At 70.2% G+C, this 19,787-nt stretch carries 16 protein-coding genes; 6 read left to right on the forward strand and 10 right to left on the reverse strand.

Going from position 1 to position 19,787, the window contains the following annotated elements:
* Nucleotides 1-81: 81 nt before the first annotated feature.
* Together IG98_RS0138895 and IG98_RS45880 are read left to right on the forward strand one after the other, a co-directional pair.
* Nucleotides 82-1,599 carry a cellulase family glycosylhydrolase gene (locus IG98_RS0138895; protein WP_084195979.1) on the forward strand — a complete coding sequence of 506 codons (1,518 nt, stop codon included), beginning with the start codon at nucleotides 82-84 and terminating at the stop codon, nucleotides 1,597-1,599.
* Between the two features lie 42 nt (nucleotides 1,600-1,641).
* Nucleotides 1,642-3,225: an endo-1,4-beta-xylanase gene (locus IG98_RS45880; RefSeq protein ID WP_051753497.1), complete on the forward strand. Its 1,584-nt coding sequence runs from the start codon at nucleotides 1,642-1,644 to the stop codon at nucleotides 3,223-3,225.
* A 350-nt stretch (nucleotides 3,226-3,575) separates the two neighbouring features.
* Here IG98_RS45880 and IG98_RS0138905 read toward each other — a convergent pair whose 3' ends face one another.
* The 3 genes from IG98_RS0138905 to IG98_RS0138915 form a co-directional block, all read right to left on the reverse strand.
* Nucleotides 3,576-3,902 carry a hypothetical protein gene (locus tag IG98_RS0138905; RefSeq protein WP_157594776.1) on the reverse strand — a complete coding sequence of 109 codons (327 nt, stop codon included), beginning with the start codon at nucleotides 3,900-3,902 and terminating at the stop codon, nucleotides 3,576-3,578.
* 341 nt (nucleotides 3,903-4,243) lie between these two features.
* Complete coding sequence (locus IG98_RS0138910; RefSeq protein WP_051753498.1) at nucleotides 4,244-4,882, reverse strand: SGNH/GDSL hydrolase family protein; 639 nt, start codon at nucleotides 4,880-4,882, stop codon at nucleotides 4,244-4,246.
* A 250-nt stretch (nucleotides 4,883-5,132) separates the two neighbouring features.
* Nucleotides 5,133-6,161, reverse strand: coding sequence for a neutral zinc metallopeptidase (locus IG98_RS0138915; RefSeq protein ID WP_051753499.1), 1,029 nt, complete (start codon nucleotides 6,159-6,161; stop codon nucleotides 5,133-5,135).
* Between the two features lie 134 nt (nucleotides 6,162-6,295).
* Here IG98_RS0138915 and IG98_RS0138920 point away from each other — a divergent pair, with 134 nt between their 5' ends.
* Nucleotides 6,296-7,963: a DUF2207 domain-containing protein gene (locus IG98_RS0138920; protein ID WP_063766363.1), complete on the forward strand. Its 1,668-nt coding sequence runs from the start codon at nucleotides 6,296-6,298 to the stop codon at nucleotides 7,961-7,963.
* Between the two features lie 36 nt (nucleotides 7,964-7,999).
* On the opposite strand, the gene IG98_RS0138925 is transcribed toward IG98_RS0138920, so the two are convergent.
* Entirely contained in the window at nucleotides 8,000-8,941 is a 942-nt protein-coding gene (locus IG98_RS0138925) for an asparaginase (protein ID WP_030924477.1), read from the reverse strand.
* Nucleotides 8,942-8,999: 58 nt separating this feature from the next.
* Between IG98_RS0138925 and dtd the strand changes: the two genes are divergently transcribed.
* Nucleotides 9,000-9,425: a D-aminoacyl-tRNA deacylase gene (dtd, locus tag IG98_RS0138930; protein WP_030924480.1), complete on the forward strand. Its 426-nt coding sequence runs from the start codon at nucleotides 9,000-9,002 to the stop codon at nucleotides 9,423-9,425.
* Nucleotides 9,426-9,564: 139 nt separating this feature from the next.
* Here dtd and ygfZ read toward each other — a convergent pair whose 3' ends face one another.
* Nucleotides 9,565-10,548, reverse strand: coding sequence for a CAF17-like 4Fe-4S cluster assembly/insertion protein YgfZ (ygfZ, locus tag IG98_RS0138935; RefSeq protein WP_030924481.1), 984 nt, complete (start codon nucleotides 10,546-10,548; stop codon nucleotides 9,565-9,567).
* 274 nt (nucleotides 10,549-10,822) lie between these two features.
* Here ygfZ and IG98_RS0138940 point away from each other — a divergent pair, with 274 nt between their 5' ends.
* Entirely contained in the window at nucleotides 10,823-12,604 is a 1,782-nt protein-coding gene (locus tag IG98_RS0138940) for an RNA ligase family protein (RefSeq protein WP_030924482.1), read from the forward strand.
* Between the two features lie 2 nt (nucleotides 12,605-12,606).
* A complete protein-coding gene (locus tag IG98_RS0138945) occupies nucleotides 12,607-15,543 on the forward strand; it encodes a poly(A) polymerase (RefSeq protein WP_030924485.1) in 2,937 nt (978 codons plus the stop codon).
* Between the two features lie 40 nt (nucleotides 15,544-15,583).
* On the opposite strand, the gene IG98_RS0138950 is transcribed toward IG98_RS0138945, so the two are convergent.
* The 5 genes from IG98_RS0138950 to IG98_RS0138970 form a co-directional block, all read right to left on the reverse strand.
* Nucleotides 15,584-15,997 (reverse strand): Fur family transcriptional regulator, encoded by a 414-nt coding sequence (locus IG98_RS0138950; protein ID WP_030924489.1) that lies wholly within the window; start codon nucleotides 15,995-15,997, stop codon nucleotides 15,584-15,586.
* Between the two features lie 99 nt (nucleotides 15,998-16,096).
* Nucleotides 16,097-16,483: a YbaB/EbfC family nucleoid-associated protein gene (locus tag IG98_RS0138955; protein ID WP_030924492.1), complete on the reverse strand. Its 387-nt coding sequence runs from the start codon at nucleotides 16,481-16,483 to the stop codon at nucleotides 16,097-16,099.
* Nucleotides 16,484-16,497: 14 nt separating this feature from the next.
* The gene (locus IG98_RS0138960) at nucleotides 16,498-17,454 is read right to left on the reverse strand and encodes a WXG100-like domain-containing protein (RefSeq protein WP_157594777.1); all 957 of its coding nucleotides are present in this window, start codon (nucleotides 17,452-17,454) and stop codon (nucleotides 16,498-16,500) included.
* The gene (locus IG98_RS0138965) at nucleotides 17,451-17,831 is read right to left on the reverse strand and encodes a hypothetical protein (RefSeq protein ID WP_157594778.1); all 381 of its coding nucleotides are present in this window, start codon (nucleotides 17,829-17,831) and stop codon (nucleotides 17,451-17,453) included. The genes IG98_RS0138960 and IG98_RS0138965 overlap by 4 nt, the downstream gene beginning before the upstream one ends.
* A gap of 712 nt (nucleotides 17,832-18,543) precedes the next feature.
* Complete coding sequence (locus IG98_RS0138970) at nucleotides 18,544-19,479, reverse strand: NAD(P)-dependent oxidoreductase (RefSeq protein WP_211264302.1); 936 nt, start codon at nucleotides 19,477-19,479, stop codon at nucleotides 18,544-18,546.
* Nucleotides 19,480-19,787 lie beyond the last annotated feature (308 nt).

The raw sequence follows: 19,787 nt of genomic DNA on the forward strand, positions 1-19,787 counted from the left end.
CCACCCGGCCGGCGCCCCCCTGCCCCGGCCGGGCGCGACGACCCCTCCGCCCGGCCGGGCACTCCCCAACCGAGGTAGGTCATGCGTTTCAGAAGCCTGGCGCTGCTCGCGGCGCTCCTTCTCTCGTTCTTCGTCTCGATCCCACCCGCCCACGCCGCCGTCGGTCTCCGGGTGAGCGGCACGAAGATCGTTGAGTCGAACGGCAACACGTTCGTCATGCGGGGCACCAGCCACGCGCACACCTGGTACCCGTCCCAGACCGCCTCGTTCGCGGGTATCAAGTCACTCGGCGCGAACACGGTCCGGGTGGTGCTCAGCGGCGGCCGGTGGACCGCCAACGGCGTCTCCGACGTGACGAACGTGGTCTCGCTCTGCAAGCAGAACAAGCTCATCTGCGTGCTGGAGAACCACGACACCACCGGGTACGGCGAGCAGAGCGGCGCCTACACCCTCGACCAGGCCGTGGACTACTGGATCAGCGTCAAGAGCGCGATCGTCGGCCAGGAGGACTACGTGGTCCTCAACATCGGCAACGAGCCCTTCGGCAACAACGCGACCACCCCCGGCTGGACCCAGGCCACCTCGTCCGCGATCTCCCGGCTGCGGAGCAACGGCTTCCAGCACCTGATCATGGTCGACGCGCCCAACTGGGGCCAGGACTGGGGCTTCACCATGCGCGACAACGCGGCCACCGTCTTCGCCGCCGACTCGCAGCGCAACACCGTGTTCTCCATCCACATGTACGGCGTGTTCGACACGGCCGCCGAGGTCACCGGCTACATGCAGAGCTTCCAGACCGCCGGACTGCCCCTGGTCGTCGGCGAGTTCGGCTTCGACCACTCGGACGGCAACCCCGACGAGGACACGATCATGGCCCAGGCCCAGGCCAGGGGCATCGGCTATCTCGGCTGGTCGTGGAGCGGCAACGGCGGCGGCGTCGAGTACCTCGACCAGGTGACCAACTTCAACGCCGCCAGCCTCACCAGCTGGGGCCAGCGGCTCTTCAACGGCGCGAACGGCATCGCGCAGACCTCCGTCGAGGCCAAGATCTACGGCGGGAGCACCACCCCCGACACCGAGGCGCCGACCAAGCCCGGCACGCCCGCCGCCTCCGCGATCACCGGGAGTGGCGCCACGCTGACCTGGACCGCCTCGACGGACAACCGCGCCGTCACCGGCTACGACGTCTACCAGGGCACCACCAGGCTCGGCTCCGCGGCGACGAACTCGATCACCCTGACCGGGCTCAGCGCGCAGACCTCCTACACCGTCCACGTGGTGGCCAGGGACGCGGCCGGCAACACCTCCCCCGCTTCCAGCACCGCCACCTTCACCACCACCTCGGCCCCGCCGAGCGGCTGCACCTCCACCTACAAGACGGTCAACTCCTGGCAGGGCGGCTTCCAGGGCGAGGTCACCGTGAGCTGCCCCGCCGCCGTCACCGGCTGGAAGACCGTTCTCACCCGGAGTTCTCCCGCGCGAGCGCCCCTCCCGCACGAGGACCCGGTGCGGCCGGGCAAGGGGGCACGGCTCACCCGCCGCGCCCCCTCCCCCCGGCCGGTTTCCGAAAGTTTCGGTAGTTTATCGCAAATTTTCTAACCATTAGGCCGGATCTTCCATCACCCTCAGAGAGGACCCCCCATGTCCAGCCTCCGCAAAGCGATCTCGGCAGGGGCGATCGCCCTGCTCCCGCTCGTCACGGCAGCCGTCGCCATCCTGCCCGCCACCCCGGCCCATGCCTCCGCCTCCCTGCGCGAACACGCCGCCGCGCGCGGCAAGTTCATCGGCGCCGCGGTCGCCACCTCCCCGCTGGCGAACGAGACCTCCTACCGCAACATCGCGGCGACCGAGTTCAACCAGATCACCGCCGAGAACGTCATGAAGTGGGACACCACCGAACCCAGCCAGAACCAGTTCAACTGGACCGGGGCGGACGCCGTCGTCAGTTTCGCCACCCAGAACAACCAGCAGGTGCACGGGCACACGCTGGTCTGGCACAGCCAGACGCCGAACTGGGTGCAGAACCTCAACGCCACCGACATGCGCTCCGCGATGCAGAACCACATCGCCAAGGTCGTCGGCCGCTACGCCGCCAACCCCACGGTCGTCTCCTGGGACGTCGTGAACGAGGTCTTCGACGACAACGGCAACCTGCGCAACTCGTTCTGGTACCAGAAGCTCGGCGACACCTACATCGCCGATGCCTTCCGGGCCGCCCGAGCCGCCGACCCCGACGCCAGGCTCTGCATCAACGACTACAACGTCGAGGGCGTCAACGCCAAGAGCACCGCGATGTACAACCTGGTGCGGACACTGCGGGCGCAGAACGTGCCGGTCGACTGCGTCGGGTTCCAGGGGCACCTGGCCACCCAGTACGGCTTCCCCGGCCAGGTCCAGCAGAACCTCCAGCGCTTCGCCGACCTCGGCGTCCAGGTCAGGTTCACCGAGATCGACATCCGGATCCAGATGCCCCGCGACGCGGCCAAGGACGCCCAACAGGCCACCTACTACCGTGACGTCATCAACGCCTGCCTGGCGGTGACCCAGTGCGCGGGCATCACGCTCTGGGGCTTCACCGACAAGTACTCCTGGGTCCCTGACACCTTCCCCAGCGAAGGCGCAGCCCTGATCTACGACGCGAACTACGCCAAGAAGCCCGCCTACACGGCGGTGCACGACGCGCTGGCCGGTGGCACCACCACCCCGGACACCGAGGCCCCGACCAGGCCGGGAACCCCGACCGCCTCGGCCGTCACCTCCTCGGGAGCGACCCTCAACTGGACCGCCTCCACCGACAACCGCGCGGTGACCGGCTACGACGTCTACCAGGGAAGCACCAGGCTCGGCTCGTCGACCACCAACTCCGTCACGCTGACCGGCCTCAGCCCGCAGACCGCCTACAGCGTCACCGTCGTCGCCCGTGACGCGGCGGGGAACACCTCGGCCGCCTCCGCGGCGGTGACCTTCACCACCCTCGCCGGGCAGCCCGGCGGCCCCTGCGCCTCCACCTACAAGACGGTCAACTCCTGGCAGGGCGGCTTCCAGGGCGAGGTCACCGTGAGCTGCCCCGCCGCCGTCACCGGCTGGAAGACCGTTCTCACTTCACCTTCACCAACGCCGCCTGGAACGGCTCCATCCCCGCCGGCGGATCCACCACCTTCGGCTTCATCGGCAGCTGGAACGGAAGCGGCACCCCACCCACCCCCACCATCTCCTAGCCGGTGACGCGACGGAAGCCGGACAGCGCGAGGCGGCGACACCGCGGTTCGAAAACCACGGTGCCGCCGCCGGTAATCCTGTGAGAAACAACAACTCGCACTGTATTGAGAGTCAGGACCCCGAAGAGATCTCTCCCGGATTTCCGTGCCCTCAGTTCGGGGCGGCGTTTCTCTGTGGAAAAACACGGTCCCGGTGAATACGGGATCCCCATCTCCTGGCAACGCTTCCGGAGCCGTACGAAATCGCGGATCCGGCCGCGAGTGACCTCACATCCCGGATGTCTTCGACATCCCGGATACCTCGGCCCCGCATCGCGCCCCGATCAGAGCGCGACCACGGCTGGACGACCGGAAGGCCTAGTCCTCGTCGTCGAAGCCGCGGAAGCCGGAACCACCGCTCCTGTTGTTCAGCCGGTTGACGTTGTTGTTGTGGTTGTTGATGATCACCCTGACGCGGCTGTGGTTGCGGTGGCCGCGTCCCCAGCCGCCCCAGCCGCCACAGCCGCCGCCGCAGCCGCAGCCGCGCCCGCAGCCACCGCCCCAGGTCGGGAAGGCCGCGGCGGTGACCGTGGTGGTGGTCGCGCCGGCGCTCGTGGCGGTGGTCGCCGCCCCCATACCGACAGCCCCACCGGTCAGTGCCGCACTGATCGCGAGCCCTGCGATAACACTCTTGGACTTGGGCATTGTGTTTCCCCTCGAAAGGTTCAGTTACCCCAATTTCCGGCATTTCGTAGATCGGCCGAAAATCGCCTGAGATGGCCAGATGTGAGCCATCACTGATTGTCATAGTTTCCTGCCATGTCTGCCCACAAACAATGATTCAAGGCTTTTACGCTATTCTTGTCTACTTATGGCGGACATTAAACTATTATGAGTCGCTTTGGGATGAAATATCCTTTATGCACCCTGAGGGGCCGCAATCCACCAGGACCAGGTGAGCCGCCGAACCCGTGACTCCCGGTCCCACGGCCGTGAACGAACGGACCGCTTTTCGTACCGCCGGTCAGGACAGAGGGCGGTGCGGGTCAGAGGGGACGGGCCTCGATGCCGTACTCGTGCAGCCTGGTGACCATCCAGCGGGAGAGGCGCAGATGGCCCACGAGGGTGGGATGGACCCCGTCGGGCAGCACCGCCCCCCTGCCCCAGCCCCGGCCGTACGGGCCGAGCGGTTCGAACGGGTCGAGGAAGGGCACTTCCAGCCGGTCGGCCGCGGTCGAGACGGCCTCCCTCACCCGGTAGGCCCATCGGGGAGCCCTCGTCATCCAGATCGGGCCGACCAGCACGATCCTGGTGTGCGGCCACCACCGCCTGACCAGCTCCAGCAGGCGGACCGCCGCTCCCTCGATCCTGGCGGCCCCGATCCGGCGGTCGTTACGCCCGCCGGAGATGATCAGCAGGTCGGGCTCCGGACGCCAGGAAAGCTCCTTGACGAAGGACTGCTGGAAGGTCCGGTCCACCCTGCCCGGATTGACGAAGCCCGTTCCCGCGGCGCCCGCGGTGATCAGCTGCCAGCCCAGCTGCCGAGCGACCTGTGCCGCGTAGCCGTCCCAGCCCTGTACCGGCCCCGACCCGACCGTGAAACTGTCACCGATGATCATGACGAGCGGTGCCCGGCTCGGGGGTGACGGGGTGGCCGAGGCGGGGAGTTCGGCACCCAGTGTCACCGGTACGGCCGTGCCGCTCTCAGGGACACATCCCGAAATAAGACAGGAAATCGCTATGACAAACGCGACCGCGAACGCCCACGGTCGTCTACGTGCGGGCGTGCGCATGCCACCTCGGGGGACGTCGGACTGCCGACATGATTGTAGATGTCCGCCGGTAGCCGGACTCGGAAAGCGGAAAAGCCGGACCCTGCGGCATCACAGGGTCCGCAGGCCTCTCCGAGCGGCCTGCCCGTTCGGCGGGAGCGGGTCAGCCGACCTGGGAGGGAGGGACGACCCAGGTGTTGCAGTAGCCGGTCCGGGCGTACTTCCAGCCCTGGTGGAGCCAGGCGGCGTAGTGTTCGCCGGTGCCGTGGTCGCGCCGGGGGGCGCCGTTCTGGTCGTCGCCGCGCCCGTACTCCGTCCGCAGCACCTGCTGCCAGCGGGCGCCGGTGACACCCAGCGGGACCCGCACGGTCCGGACGAAGGCCCCGGCGAGACACTGCGCCTGGAGCTCGTGGCGCCGGGAGTGCGCGTCCTGCGCCTCACGGGACCTGGTGGAGACCTCCCACCACCAGGCCCCGCCGATGCCCGCCATGGACTGTACGTGGTGGGCGTACTCGTGGGCGAGCACGGTCAGGTAGGGCACGTGGTTCCGGGCGGGGTCGACCTGACCGCTCTGCTGGATCACATGGCTCAGGCCGATGTACATGCCCCGGTTGGCCGGGCAGTAGTAGGCGGAGGCGTCGGGGTTGGGATAGACCCCGCAGGGCCCGCGTCCCGCACGGGACCAGTAGACCTTGCTCGGCTCCAGGAAGACCGCTCCGGCCTGGGAGAACTTCGCGCTCCACGCCCGGTCCAGGCAACCGGTGACGGCATTGAGATAGGCGAGCATGTCACCGGGGTGGGTCGAGGGCCGAGGAGCACGGCAGGAGGTGGGGCGCATCAGGCCGGTGCCGTACAGCGGGTTGCGCTTGAGCCGGGCCGCGGTGTCGGAACGGCGCATGTGGCGGAGGTCGACGGCCATGCTCCGCTCCGCGGCGGCCGGCACGATCCCGGTGTCACCCAGCGAGCCGAGGTTCAGCTTCCGCGGCGGGGTGAAGGCCGGCGGGGTGATCTCGACCTCGCCGGTCTGGGTGGGGACGGCCTTCCCGGTCGCCACCGGGCCGGTCCCGGGACCGGCCGGACTCTCGGCCTCCTCGCCACCGGCCAGGCCGGCGATCACCACGACCCCGGCGAACGCCAGGGCGAGAATGCCCAGGACGCCAAAGGCCAGTGGGTTCGACCTCCGTGGGCGCATGCGACCGCCTCTCCCAAGAGTGGATCTCCGGGCGGCAATCTAGCGGATACATACACATATGGGTTTACGGGTGCGAAGAAATGGAGACGGGGCCGATCATCACGGCTCGGTGCTTCTCGATAGGCTCCCCACCCATGGCGGCATCTTTCTTGCACCGAGCAGCCGGAAGCCTGGCCGCGACGGCCATCCTCGCGCTGCTGGTCGGCGTCTCCCCTGCCCTCGCGGCTGTTTCCGCGTCCCCCCAGGCCGCGCAGGACGGCAAGGTGACGAGCACGACGGTGCGGATGGAGCTCCGGCAGGACGGGGTGCTCCATGTCAAGGAAGAGGTCACCTTCGAAGGCGACGCGCCGTCGCGCGACCTCGTCGACCGGACCCGCTACGACAGTCGCAGCGACCGGCTCTACCAGGTCACCGACCTGAAGGGCGACGCCACCCTGACCGACGGCACCATCACCCTGAAGGGCACCGGCAGCGCCGTCCTGGAGTACGACGTCAGGGGCACCATCACTCCGCTCACCGACGCCCAGGAACTGCGCTGGTACGCCGTGGGCGGCTGGTCCGTCCCGGTCGAGCAGGCCAGGGTCACCGTGAGCGGCCCGGCCGCGCTGCAGCACCTGTCGTGCTTCGCCGGCCCCCTGACCTCGGCGATCGCCTGCACCGAGGCATCCATGGACCACACGGGCATCGCCGCCGAGTTCGGGCAGCAGGGCCTGGACGCCGGCGAGGTGCTCACCGTGGTCATCGGCTACCCCGCCGCCGCCACCAAGGGCGCGCCGATCCTGGCGCGCCGCTTCGAGCTGTCCAATGCCTTCACCCTCAACACCGTGACCGGCGGCGCGCTGGCCGTCCTGCTCCTCCTGATGCTCGGCGGCCTCGCCCTCCTCTACTGGACGCGAGGCCGGGACGCCCGCGTGGTCGGCCATGAGTCGGGTTCGCTCAGCGGTGTCGAGAACGGTCACTTCGCCCCGCCGGACGGCGTCCGCCCCGGTCAGATCGGCACCCTCATGGACGAGCAGGCCGACGTGATCGACGTGACCGCCACGATCGTCGACCTGGCCGTCCGGGGCTACCTCAGGATCGACGAGCAGCCCCGGCAGACGTACGAGACACCCGACTGGAGGCTCGTAAGGCTGCCCACCGCCCAGCTCTCCGCGCTGATGGCCTACGAACTGGAGCTCTACGACGCCATCTTCGACGGTCGCGACACGGTGCTGCTCTCCGAACTCCAGGGGTCGTTCGGCGCCAAGCTCGGCAAGGTCCGCGAGGCGCTCTACCGCGACGTGGTCAAGCAGGGCTGGTTCGCCCGCCGCCCCGACACCGTCCGCACCCGCTGGACGACCCTCGGCGTGCTTCTCACCGTGCTCGGCGTCCTCACCACCTTCGCGCTGGCCTGGCTGACCACGTACGGACTGCTCGGCCTGGCCCTGATCATCGCCGGTGCCGCCCTGGCGGTGGGCGGCCAGTACATGCCGGCCAAGACCGCCAAGGGTGCGGGAGCCCTCGCCCACACCCTGGGGTTCAAGGAGTACCTGTCCGGCGGTGACATCGCCGACGACGTGCCGACGGCCCAGCGGGTGGAGCTGTTCTCCCGCTACCTGCCCTACGCCGTGATCTTCGACAGCGTCGACCGCTGGGCCCGCGTGGTCTCCTCGATCACCGGCGACGGCCGGCAGGCCGACAACCTGTACTGGTACCACGGCCCGGCCGAGTGGGACCTGTCCAGGTTCGCCGACTCGATGCGGACCTTCACCATGACCACCTCCGGCGCGATCTCCACCACCCGCCAGTTCCGCTCCCTGTGAGCTCGTCGGTGGGGTGCCGGGGAGACCTGCGGATCACTACCGCACGCGGATCTCCCCCACCGGACGCCCGCCACCGAGCAGCACCCCGGTGGCCAGCTCGTCGAGTTCGGGGCTCTCGAAGCCGAGCGCCCGCAGGGCCGCGACGGTGACCGGAACCCGGGCGCGCTGGCCACCATCCTCGATCTTGACGGTCCCGGAACGCCCGTCGCCGAAGGCAAAGGCGTCGAACGCCTCCGCACCGATCTTGACCATCAGCCCGGGAATCACCCGCATCAGCCGGGCCTCGGGGCGGGTGGTGCCCGACGTCCATTCGGGGTGGGCCCGGAAGTCATCCGCGATCCGGCGCTCCGGGGTGCCCGGCTCGGCCAGGACCAGTGCGCGGAACGCCCGGGTCACGCCCAGCATCGAGACGAAGAACAACGGGGCGCCGCAGCCGTCCACCCCGCCGGCCGCGACACGCTCGCCGGTCAGCTCCTCGACCGTGGCGCGGATCGCCCGCTGCAGCGGATGGGTCTGGTCGAGGTAGGTCTCCACCGGCCAGTCATTGACCACGCAGGTGGCGAGCATCGCCGCGTGCTTGCCCGAGCAGTTCATGTAGACCCTGGCCCGGTCCCCTCCGGAGCGCAGCACCTCCTCCCGGGAGGCGGTGTGCTCGGGCAGGTCCTCCGGGCAGCCCAGCGCGCTCTCGTCCAGCCCGGCCCCGGCCAGGATCTCGCGTACCCCGTCCACATGGAACGGTTCACCCGCGTGGCTCGCGCACGCCAGCGCGAGCAGCTCCCCCTCCAGGAGGAGCCCGGCGCGGACCATGGCGAGCGCCTGCAGGGGCTTCATCGACGAGCGCGGCGAGGCCGGCGCGTCCACCGCCCCGTGCACCCTCACCAGGGAGCCGTCGGCGGCGACGGCGAGCATCCGCGCCCGATGGGTGGACTCCACGAACCCCGAACGGACGACCTCGACGAACAATGACTCAGCAGACACCTTTGTCTCCTTTCGCCCAGAGTCTAGGGAGGTCGGGAGGCACGAGATGATGGGAGGCATGCGTGCGGTCGTGCAGCGGGTGAGTTCCGCGTCAGTGGTGGTGGACGGCGTGACGGTCGGGGCGATCGACGAGCCAGGACTGCTGGTCCTGGTCGGCGTGACCCATACCGACACCCCCGAACAGGCGGCCAGGCTCGCCGCCAAGCTCTGGGGCCTGCGGATCCTCTCCGGCGAGAAGTCCTGCTCCGACGTCGGAGCGCCCCTGCTGGTGGTCAGCCAGTTCACCCTGTACGGCGACACCCGCAAGGGTCGCCGCCCCACCTGGCAGGCCGCCGCGCCGGGCCCGGTCGCCGAGCCGCTGGTCGAGACGGTCTGCGCGGAGCTGCGCGGGCTGGGCGCTCATGTGGAGACGGGGGTCTTCGGCGCCGACATGAAGGTCGGGCTGACCAACGACGGCCCGATCACCCTGATCCTGGACGTCTGACCCCGGTCCCCGACGAAACCGGAACCCGGCGCCCGGGAAAACCGTCCGCCCCTTGGTCCTGGACCGCTTGGCCGCCCGGGACCGGGGCCGCCCAGGACCGGGGCCGCCTGGGCCCCGGTGAGCCGATGACGTCGTGCCGTCAGCGGATGCGGCGGCGCAGGGAGGGGTCGATCTGGACGTTGCGTCCGGCGTCCGGCGGCACGATGACCTCCTGGGACGCGGCCACCCCGCCGGCCTCCAGCGTGGCGTCCACCGGCACCGTCCGCTTGACCACGGCCAGCGCGATCGGGCCCAGCTCGTGGTGGCGCGCGGCGCTGCCGACGGAGCCGATCTCCACGCCGTCGTACGTCACGGGGGCACCGTGCTTCGGCAGGGTGTCGACGCTGCCGTCCAGGTGCAGGAAGACCAGGCGGCGCGGAGGGTGGCCCAGGTTGTGGACGCGGGCCACGGTCTCCTGGCCCTTGTAGCAGCCCTTGCTGAGGTGCAGGGCCGTGCCGATCCAGCCCACCTCGTGCGGGATCGTCTTGTGGTCGGTCTCGAAACCCAGCCGGGGACGATGGTCCTCGATCCGCAGCGCCTCGTACGCCCAGAGCCCGGCGAGCCTCAGCCCGAGCCCCTTCGCCAGCTCCTCACGCGGGAGCAGGATGTCACGCCCCACCACGACGGCCCCCTCGGGCAGATCGGGCGGCGTCTCCCCCAGCACGGAGACCACGGCGTAGTGGTCCGTCACGTCGGCGACCTCGACCCGGAGCATGAAGCGCATCCTGTCGAGGAACGCCACCAGCTCCGCGCCGGTACCCGGCTCGACATGCGCCCAGACGGTTTCACCGTCGTCGACGAGGACGAGGTGGTGCTCCACCCTGCCCTGGGCGTCCAGCAGCAGCGTCTCGGTGGGCTGACCGGGTTTCAGGTCGTCGAGTTTCTGCGAGCTGAGGCTGTTGAGCCAGCTCAGACGGTCGGGTCCGGAGATCCGGACGACCTCGCGGTTGCTCCGGTCGACCATCGCCTCTCCGGCGAGCAGCGCGCGCTGCTCGGCGAACGGGTCGCCGTAGTGTCCGGCGACATCGGCGTCGGGGGCCTCGGCCGCGACCGCGCCGGGAGTGTCCAGCAGAGGGCTTCGCATGTACACAGCCTACGAGGCCGCACCAAGCAGGGCGGCGGCGGCTCCGCCACGCTCCCGGGACGGAATTCCGGAGGCGTCCGCGGATCGCGGTGGCTCAGCGGCGGAGCGCCTCCAGAGGATCAACGGGCGCGTGTGTCCCGGCGGTGCGGCCGGCTCGCGCCGGTCGGCACGATCCTGGCGCGGACCAGGTCGGGCCGCGCGTTTATCCGGTGGATCCGCCTCTCCCCCTCCCCGTACAGTCGCCGGAACGCGACGTCGTCATGGGGAGCGGATCATGCGAGTGCACTATCCCCGCACCCCTCACCTGCCCTGGTCTCCCGGGGCCACTTCGGACGACGTACGCGCCGACGGCCTGTCGGGGCTGGCCGGCCGGGAGGTCGTCGTCACCGAGAAGCTCGACGGGGAGAACACCACCGTGTACCCCGACGGGGTGCACGCCCGTTCGCTGGATTCGGCACACCATCCGTCCCGCGCGTGGGTCAAGGCCCTGCAGGGCAGGATCGCCCAACTCCTCCCACCGGGCCGACGGATATGCGGTGAGAACCTCTACGCCCGGCACTCGATCGAGTACCGGGACCTGGAGAGCTGGTTCTACGCCTTCTCCGTCTGGGACGGTGACCACTGCCTCGACTGGGACAGGACGGTGCGCCTGACCCGGCGGCTGGGGATCCCGGTTCCGCCGGTGCTGTGGCGCGGCACCTTCGACGAGCGGGCGCTACGGGCCCTGCGCCTGGACACGGCGCGGCGGGAAGGGTACGTCGTGCGAACGACCGCCGGATTCCACCGGCAGGAGTTCGCCCACCGCATCGCCAAATGGGTGCGCCCACGGCATGTCCGGACGACCGAGCACTGGATGCTCGCTCCTGTCGTCGAGAACGGCCTGGGACCGGCCGCCGCACTGTGGGGGGTGCGTTCAGGAGCCGATCCGGACGTGCCGACGCTCATCGCGGCGACGGGCATGACGGGGATGACGGCCGGTGACCCGGCGGGGCAGGCGATCCCGGTAGCCGCCGCCGAGCGCGTCGAGGCAGCCGTGGCCGACGTCTCCGCCAGGCTCGATCTGCTCGGCCGGGCGGGGGACGCCCGGCTGGCGGGCGTCCTGGCCACCCTGTTCCACGGCACGCGCCGGACCTGGCTGGCGTCCGCCCTGGTGGCTCCCCTCGGCATGCCCCTGGCCCGACGGGTCGCCGACCTGGCCGAGCTGAGCACCCGCCTGCACCGCCCCTTTCCCGACGAGGAGCGCAGGACCGGTCTGGTACGGCTGACGGCCGCGGCCGACCTGGGGGTCCTGCACGCGGTCGCCGCCGCGGCCCTGACCGGGCGCGCCGGCGATGAGGCCGCCGACGCGCGCGAGCAGGTCGGCTGGTCCGAGCTCCACGCCGAGGAGGCCGGGCTGCTGGGCGAGGCGCCGCTGGAGCCGCTGCGCCTGGGCCTGCGTCAGGCGCTCGACGGGTGTGATCCCGACGTGGCGGACCGGTGCTGGGCCGAGACGCGGGAGTCCTACGCGCTGGGCCGGATCGCCACGGCCGAGGGGGGCCTGGCGCTGAGCGGGCGCTGGCGGTCCGGCCGGTTTCCCCGGCTCGTCGTGATGGTCGGCCCGTCGGGCAGCGGGAAGAGCACGTTCGCCGGCGGCCTGCCGGAGGCCGGGGCCGTCGTCGCGCTCGACGACCTGCGCCAGGCCCGGGGGGCCCGGTCCGACCAGCGGGCCAACCCGGCGATCCTCCGCGAGGGCCTGCACCGGCTCGACGCGCTCCTGGCCGACGGCGGAACCGTGGTGTGGGACGCCACGGCGCTGAACCGGCACCAGCGCTCCCTGGTGCACACCGTGGCCCGCGGGCGCGACGCGCTGACGACGCAGGCGGTCATGCTGGTCCCCGGCGACGTGCTGGCCCGGCGTAACGTGGGCCGTGCGCACCCGGTGCCGCCGGAGGTGCTCTCCGCCCAGCTTCGCCGCTTCTCCCCGCCCTATCCGGGAGAGGCGCACCGTACGTGGTACATCGGGCCGGAGGGGAACGTCCTCGACGTCGCCGGGGCCCTCGACGGCGATGAGGAATGATCATGCGGACGAGCGAGGAGATCTTCCACCGGATTTGCTGGGATCCGCGGTTCGACCCGGCGCGGTTCGTCCTGGGCATCAACGTGCGCGGGGCCTCGCCCAAGCGCGTGCCACTGCCCGCGTTCGTACCGGGAGGCGATATCCCGTGGCACCGGATCCTGTTCGTCGAGGCCGACGGCGAGACGGTCTGGGACCGGTCGGCGGGCCTGGACCGCATCGACTCCTCGCAGGCCGGCCGGGTACGGGATCCGCGCAGGCTCCGGGCGCCGTTCTTCGCGGCCAGGACACCGTTCGGGTGGGATCCGGTCGCGGGCTGGCGTCCCGTGCCCCCCGTGCCGGCCGGGGCCGCGCCCACGACGGCACACCTGCGCGTGCTGACCTGGAACACCCTGTGGGATCGCTACGACAGCGACCGGCTGGACACCGCGCGGCGCCGGCGGCTGCTGCTGGAGGAGCTGGAGCGGGCCGACGCGGACGTCATCGCGCTGCAGGAGGTGGAGGCCGAGCTGCTCGGCATGCTGCTGCGGACCCCGTGGATCCGCTCCGGTTACACGCTGAGCACCGACCCGGCCGGCCAGAGCGTCGACGACGCCGGGCTCCTCCTGCTGAGCCGCCTGCCCGTTCGAGAGGCGGGCCTGCACGTTCTCGGCCCGCACAAGGCCGTCGCGGCCGTCACGGTGGAGTCCGCCGCCGGGCCGGTCGTGGTGGCCGCCACGCATCTGACCAGCGACCACACCGACGACGGCCCCGCCCGGCGCGAGGCCGAGCTCGCCCGGCTCGCCGAGGTGCTGCTCGGCGTGGACGGGGATGTGATCCTTCTGGGCGATCTCAACGACGGCGGGGGCCGGCCCGCCGAGGTGCTGGGCCTGCGAGACGCCTGGATCGAGGCCCACGGCCCCGATGATGCGACCGCCACCTTCGATCCGCGGGTCAATCCGCTGGCGGCCCTCTCCTCGCTCTCCGGCCGCGCCTCCCGGCTCGACCGCGTCCTGCTGCGCGGCCACGACCTGCGCGTCACGACCGCGGCCGTACGGGGTGACGTTCCGACGCCGGACGGCCTGTTCGTGTCGGACCACTACGCCGTCGCCGCCGACGTCACCATCGGCGGAAGCGTCTCCGGCGTCTCCGGCGTCCTCGACGCGCGCCCGACGGCACGGACCGCGCTGGCCTGGATCCCGCCACGGGAACTCTGGCCGGCGATCCAGGAGATCCGCCGGGAGCACGATCCTCAGATCCACAGGTGGCCACCGCACGTCACGGTGATGTTCGGTTTCGTACCGGAGGCCGACTTCGAGGAGGCGGCCCCTCTCCTGTCCGCCGCCGCGGCCGCGATCCCCCCGTTCACCGCCCGGTTGGAGGGCGTGCACGTCTTCTCCCATCGTGACGGCTCCACGGTCTGGCTCGACCCGGCCGCGGACGGAGCCGAACCGTGGGCCGCGCTGCGCGGCGTGCTGGAGCGCGGGTTCCCGCGTTGCCGGGGCCGCTCCGAGGGCTACACCCCGCACCTGACCCTGGGAAGGGTCCGGGATCCCGAACGGCTGGTCGCCAACTGCGCGGCACGGCTGGGCGGCGGGTCGGTGCGGGTCGGCGAACTGGTCCTGCTGTCACGCCGGGGTGCGGAGCCCATGCGGCCCCGGGCGACCGTCGCCCTCGGAACGGGCGAGGTGCGCTGGCTCGACCACGGGACACCCGCGCCAGACGCCCAGCCGGACCCGGCGCGCACCCCCCGGGACGCCCCGGGATCGGGAAAGGACGGCGCCCGCGCGGAGGACGGCTCCGAGGCGCGGGAGCGTCACGGCGACGCCGTGGCACGGGAGGTCGTGGCGCGGCTGCGGGTCTCGCTGGCCGAGGGGGTCGTGCACGTCGCCGGGTCGCGACGCCTGGGCTGCGCCCTGGCCGACGCGGACCTGGACCTGGTGGTGGCGCTGCCCACGGCGGTCGCCCTCGCGGACGTCGAGGCGCGGGTGCGGGCGGCACTGCCGGAGGCGACCGGGCTGCGGAGTGTGATCGGCGCCAGGGTGCCCGGCCTCCGGTGGCGGATCGACGGCCTGAACGTCGATCTGGCCGTCGTGGCGGTCACCGGCGTCACCCCCGCCGAGGCGGTGTCGCGCCGTACGGAGCTGGACGAGGCCTCAGCGATCGCATTGAGCTCGGTCAGCGACGCCGACGCCGTGCTCGCCGCGGTCGGTGCGAACCACGCCGCCTTCGCCGGGCTGGCCCGGGAGGTGAAGGCATGGGCGAGGGCGCACGGGCTGGACTCGGCCCCGTTCGGCGGGTTGCCGGGCCTGGCCTGGACCATCCTCGCGGCGCTGACGGTGTGCGAATCCGGGGATCTCCCTCCCGGCGACCTGCTCCGGCGCTTCTTCGCCACCTGGGCCGCGTGGGACTGGCGCCGGCCGGTCGGCCTGTGGCCGGGGGCACCGGACGGGCCGCCGGGCGGAGAGTCCGGTGCGGCCGTGTCGGTCATGACCCCCACGGCCCCCGTCCGCCTGTGCAGCGAACAGGTCGGCGCCGGCGGGCGGGATCTGCTGGCACAGGAGCTCTACACCGCCTGGGAGATCGTGGAGGAGGCGGCGCGGACCGGCCGGAGTCCCCGGGAGGAGTTGCTGTCGGCACCGTCGTCGCACCGGCGGCACGCCGCGTGGGCGGTGGTGACCGTACGGGACGAGCGGGCCGAGAGATTCGCCGTGACGCTGGGCCGCGTCCGGGGCCGGGTGCGTGCGCTGCTCACCTCCCTGGAACGCGCGGGAGTACGGGACGCGCACGCCTGGCCCAGGCCGTTCGAGGCCGGGCCGGGAATGGCCCGGTTCGCGATAGGGCTCGGCCGCACACCGCCGGACGCGGCCGCGCTGGCCGAGGCAGCCGGCCCGTGGGCGGCGGGCCTGCGCGGAGTCGACGTCGAGTGGGCGGAGGGCGGCGAGGTACCGACGCTTTGCTGATCACACCTCGATCCGGGTTCCCGGCGGCCGGACTCCGCCGCTAGCGGCAGTTCCGGCAGCGGCCGAAGACCGTCAGGTGGTGCACGTCGGTGACGAACCCGAGCTTCTGGTCGAGGTTGTCGACGAAGCTCTCCACCAGATCCGGACTGACCTCGCTGATCTCCCCGCAGCCGCGACAGACCAGGTGCACGTGATCGGCCTCGGAGGTCAGGTGGTAGGTGGGGGCACCGTGCCCGAGATGGGAGTGGGTGACCATGCCGAGCTCCTCAAGGAGCTCAAGGGTCCGGTAGACGGTCGAGATGTTCACCCCGCGAGCGGTCTCCCGCACCCGGTTGCAGATCTCCTCCGGGGTGGCGTGCTCGCAGGCCTTGACCGCCTCAAGCACCAGCTGGCGTTGCGGAGTGACCCGGTAACCACGGGCCCGCAGTTCCTCATGCCACGACGTCTCGGTCATGTCCAGAGTCTAGGAGCAGTCGTCATGTCGGTGAACGCCCTCCGCCACGGAACACGTACGCCGGACAGCCCCGAAGGCCGGCGTTTCGACTCCGAGGAGCTAGTCCAGGTCCTGGAGCCGTCGCGCGACCTTCTCCACCCGCTCCGTCATCGACTGGTCGAGGGATTCCCGCAGCCCCCGCAGCTCGTCCCAGAACTGCGCGCGATCGGTCAGGTTTCCCGGTGCCGGCGAGCCGAGCGCTTCACCGACCAGTTCTCGCGTCCTGCGCTCCCCGTCCAGCTGTGCCCGCTGTACGGCCAGGCAGAGCTCCTCCGCCAGCTTCTGGCTGTCCATCCGCATGACGCGCGGGTTCAGGGTGAGCTTCAGGAGCCGGCCCGCCGAGTCGGTGACGGCTTGGATCATCGCGTCCGCCGCCTCACCCTTGCCGGTGAGATCACTCAGGCCGTCCTCCATCACGCGCAGTGTCGCGTCGTTCGGGCGATCCACGGTGTGCTCCTTCGCTATTTGAATTTCCACCCGGGCGGGAAGATGACCGAGCGCAGGCCGTGCCCGGTGATTTTGGTCATCCACTCCTCGTCCGTGGGCATAACCTTGCCGTTGTCGTCCAACAGGTTGTAGGTGGGGGTGAAGCCGGCGCCCGAGCCGAACAGGCGTGCGCCCAGCTCGATGCCGCGAGTGGTCGGCGCACTGCCAAGGGGTACCTTGGCCAGGTCGTAGGCGAGGACGTACGCGCCGTTCGCTCCAACGATCTTGCCGAACTCGGCGGCGTTCTCCTTCCCCGACCCCGTCGGCTGGTCGTTGCCGAGCTGGACGAGCTTGGTCAGTCCCATCGGCCCGGCCGCGTAGGCCGCGCCGTCCACCGCCATGTAGAGAAGCGTGGTCATGGCGTACTTCGGCACGGCCATCGCCATGATTCTCGCCGCGTTCATGGCGAAGGCGGTCTGCAGGCCTCTCGCCGCCGCGGCCAGTGCGGCGATCCGCGCGGCGGCGAACCCGTAGAGGGCGGTCGTCATCGGCTGGAACGCCACGAGCCACACGATCTGCAAGATCAGATCTTCGTAAACGGCGAAGCCCTTTTTGACCTCCTCGATCTGTTCCGCGTACGCCTCGCAGCCGATGGCCACGATGCGGCAGTCCTTGGCGAGCTGTGGCACGTAGACGGACACGGCGTCCTGATAGACGCGGCGGAACGCCTCGATACTCCGACCCTCGCTGCCCTGGTCTTCGCTCCCCGAGTTCTTCCACACCGAGACGGCCAGCGCGTCGGCCTGATCCGCGATGCCGTCCTTCCCGCTTCCGCCGTCGATCTCGTCGGCCAGCCGGAAGAAGACCTTCGCGATCTCCCGCAGCTTGTCGGGGGGGATCTCGGGAGCCGTGACGCCGGCGTAGATCTTCAGCGCGGCCATGGAGCCCAACCCGGTGAGACCGACCATGGCAAGAGCCTTCGTCGGGATCATGGTTCGGCCCGCTTCACCGGGCCGTCGTCGGTGTAGTCCGGCACCGCGTCCAGGCTCTTCGCCAAGCCCCAGTCGATGTCCAACATATTGCGGCTCATCGCGATCAGCCCTTTTCCGATGTCGCCGTAAGCGCCGGCGAGGTCGGCCGTCAGTGTCAGCATCTGTTCGTATTTGGGGGTGAACCATTCGAGAAACCGCTGATCCACCTCCTCCCCACTCGGCAGGGGACCGATGGCCTGTAAGTCCTCAAGGGCACGTTTGACCACGGCGCCAAGATCACTGCTGACATCGGCAAAGCCGAGCCCCGCCTGATTCTGCAGTTGGTCGTGGTCGTAAGCCATGGTTGACGAATTGCCTGCGGACTCGGGATCGGCCAACTGCCGGACTCCTAACCGTGAACAGATCACAAGACACTACGAGCGAGAGTGTCTTGGCCGCATGTTCCAAATGGGGTAATTTATAATTAAAATGGCATTAATCTTGATCATCTCATCTGGCCGGCCGGACGAACCTCGCACCGACGCGACTCGGCGATCCCTGCTCTGAACTCCGGCCCGAAGCCCCTCGGGAAGACCGGGGGCTCGCCACGGCGCATGGCGGCATGTACCGCAGCCCTGTCCAGAGTCGGCAACGGCGGATCAAGTATGATCGTTTGCCCGCTCCCATCAGGCCGTATCGGGCCTGGTCAGGGGATCGACTTTGGGGCCGGACCCTCGGCTCGGCGGGATGGCGAATATTCATTTGCCTCGACGGCATGAGATTTCATAACGTACAGGCACGCCGAAAGGAGGTGGTCCGAACAATGGTTGATCATAGTTGGGCTAGCGAGGTGGCTGTCCGCTAGGACGCCGCGACCGGACTCTGTCCGGGCGTCTGGCGACGTTCGGCGAATCCACGACAATCACCGGAACCCCGGGCCGCCGGGGGCGGGAAATCCCGCCTTTGGTCCACCGGCCCTCCTGCTCGGCCAGGAGGAAATGGCCCGGGGTTCTTCCCTTTCCGGCACTCTTCTCTCCAGGCCCTCCCCTCCCGGGCCGAGACGCGCCTTTTCTCGTACGCCTCCCGCCAGGCCCCCCGAGGGGCCTGAGGTCACCGCTGAAAATCAGGGTTGGCGCAGTGCAGCGGGCTTTCCCCGCCGAGGATCCTGACGATGTCCTCGCAGATCATCCGGGTGTGGTTGATCTCGGTGTCGTAGGTCCCCGACCCCAGGTGCGGGGTGAGCACCACATTGTCCATGTCGACGAGCGGATGGGACGGATCGAGCCAGTCCCCGGCGAACCTGTCGAGGGCCGCGCCGCCCAGATGGCCCGCCTTCAACGCCCCGACGAGGGCGTCCATGTCGTGCAGGGCCGCGTCGGAGGTGTTGACGAAGATCGCCCCGGTTCTCATCGCGGCGAACTCCACAGCGCCGATCAGCGGCCTCGCGGACGCGGGGGCATGTACGGAGACGACGTCGGCCTGGGCCAGCAGGACGTCGAGACCGTACCGGTTCTCCGCCGCCTCGGGGTCGTAGACCATGACGCGCATGCCCAGCCCCCTCATCCGCCAGGCCAGCGCGTGACCGACCGCCCCGTAACCGATCAGGCCGACGGTCCGGCCCGCGAGCTCCCACGCGCGGTGCCGCCGGTAGGAGACCATGCCATGGCGGATCTCCCGGTCGCCGACCGCCACCCGGCGGGTCACCGCGAGGATCAGGGCGAGGGTGAGCTCGGCCACCGCGTCGGCGTCGCGCCCCGGGGCGCAGACGACGGGAATGCCCCGGTCGGTGGCCGTGCCGAGGTCCACGTTCCCCGCGTCGCCACGGGCACAGCCCACCACCAGCAGGGGAAGATCCAGCACCGGGCCCGCGACCTCGTCGGACTCGGTGATGAGAATGCGCGCCCCGGTGTCCACGAGCTGCCGGGCGAGATCGGCAGCCTGGTGCGGACTGTGCTCAGCCGGGTCGTAGTGGACGTCGATCAGCTTTCTCAGACGGTCCCACTCCGGACCTCGCATTGGCGCCAGCACAAGGGCTCGCGGTTTCACCGCGCCTCCTTATTTCAGGAAATTTCAGCATCTGGGAGCTTTCCACGGATGCCACGATCAGTCCTGACATTGACCCGAATGTCACCAACGCCCCCATCGGCCTCTCCTGTTTTCGGACTTGTCCCTCGCAGTCTCCTCCAGCGGGAAGTTCCTAGTGAAAATACATTCAAAGTATGAAAGACCAGGAAAATCCCGCAAATAAGGTCATCCGAATAAAACCCCGGCCGGCGCCGTAATCACCGGCCCCGGCTCCCGGCCGGCGCCGCCCGGGCGGTGCCCCGGGGCCGGCCCTGGGCAGTGCCTCTGGG

It is taken from the genome of Streptosporangium amethystogenes (genome assembly GCF_000721075.1).
Classification (GTDB): Bacteria; Actinomycetota; Actinomycetes; order Streptosporangiales; family Streptosporangiaceae; genus Streptosporangium; species Streptosporangium amethystogenes.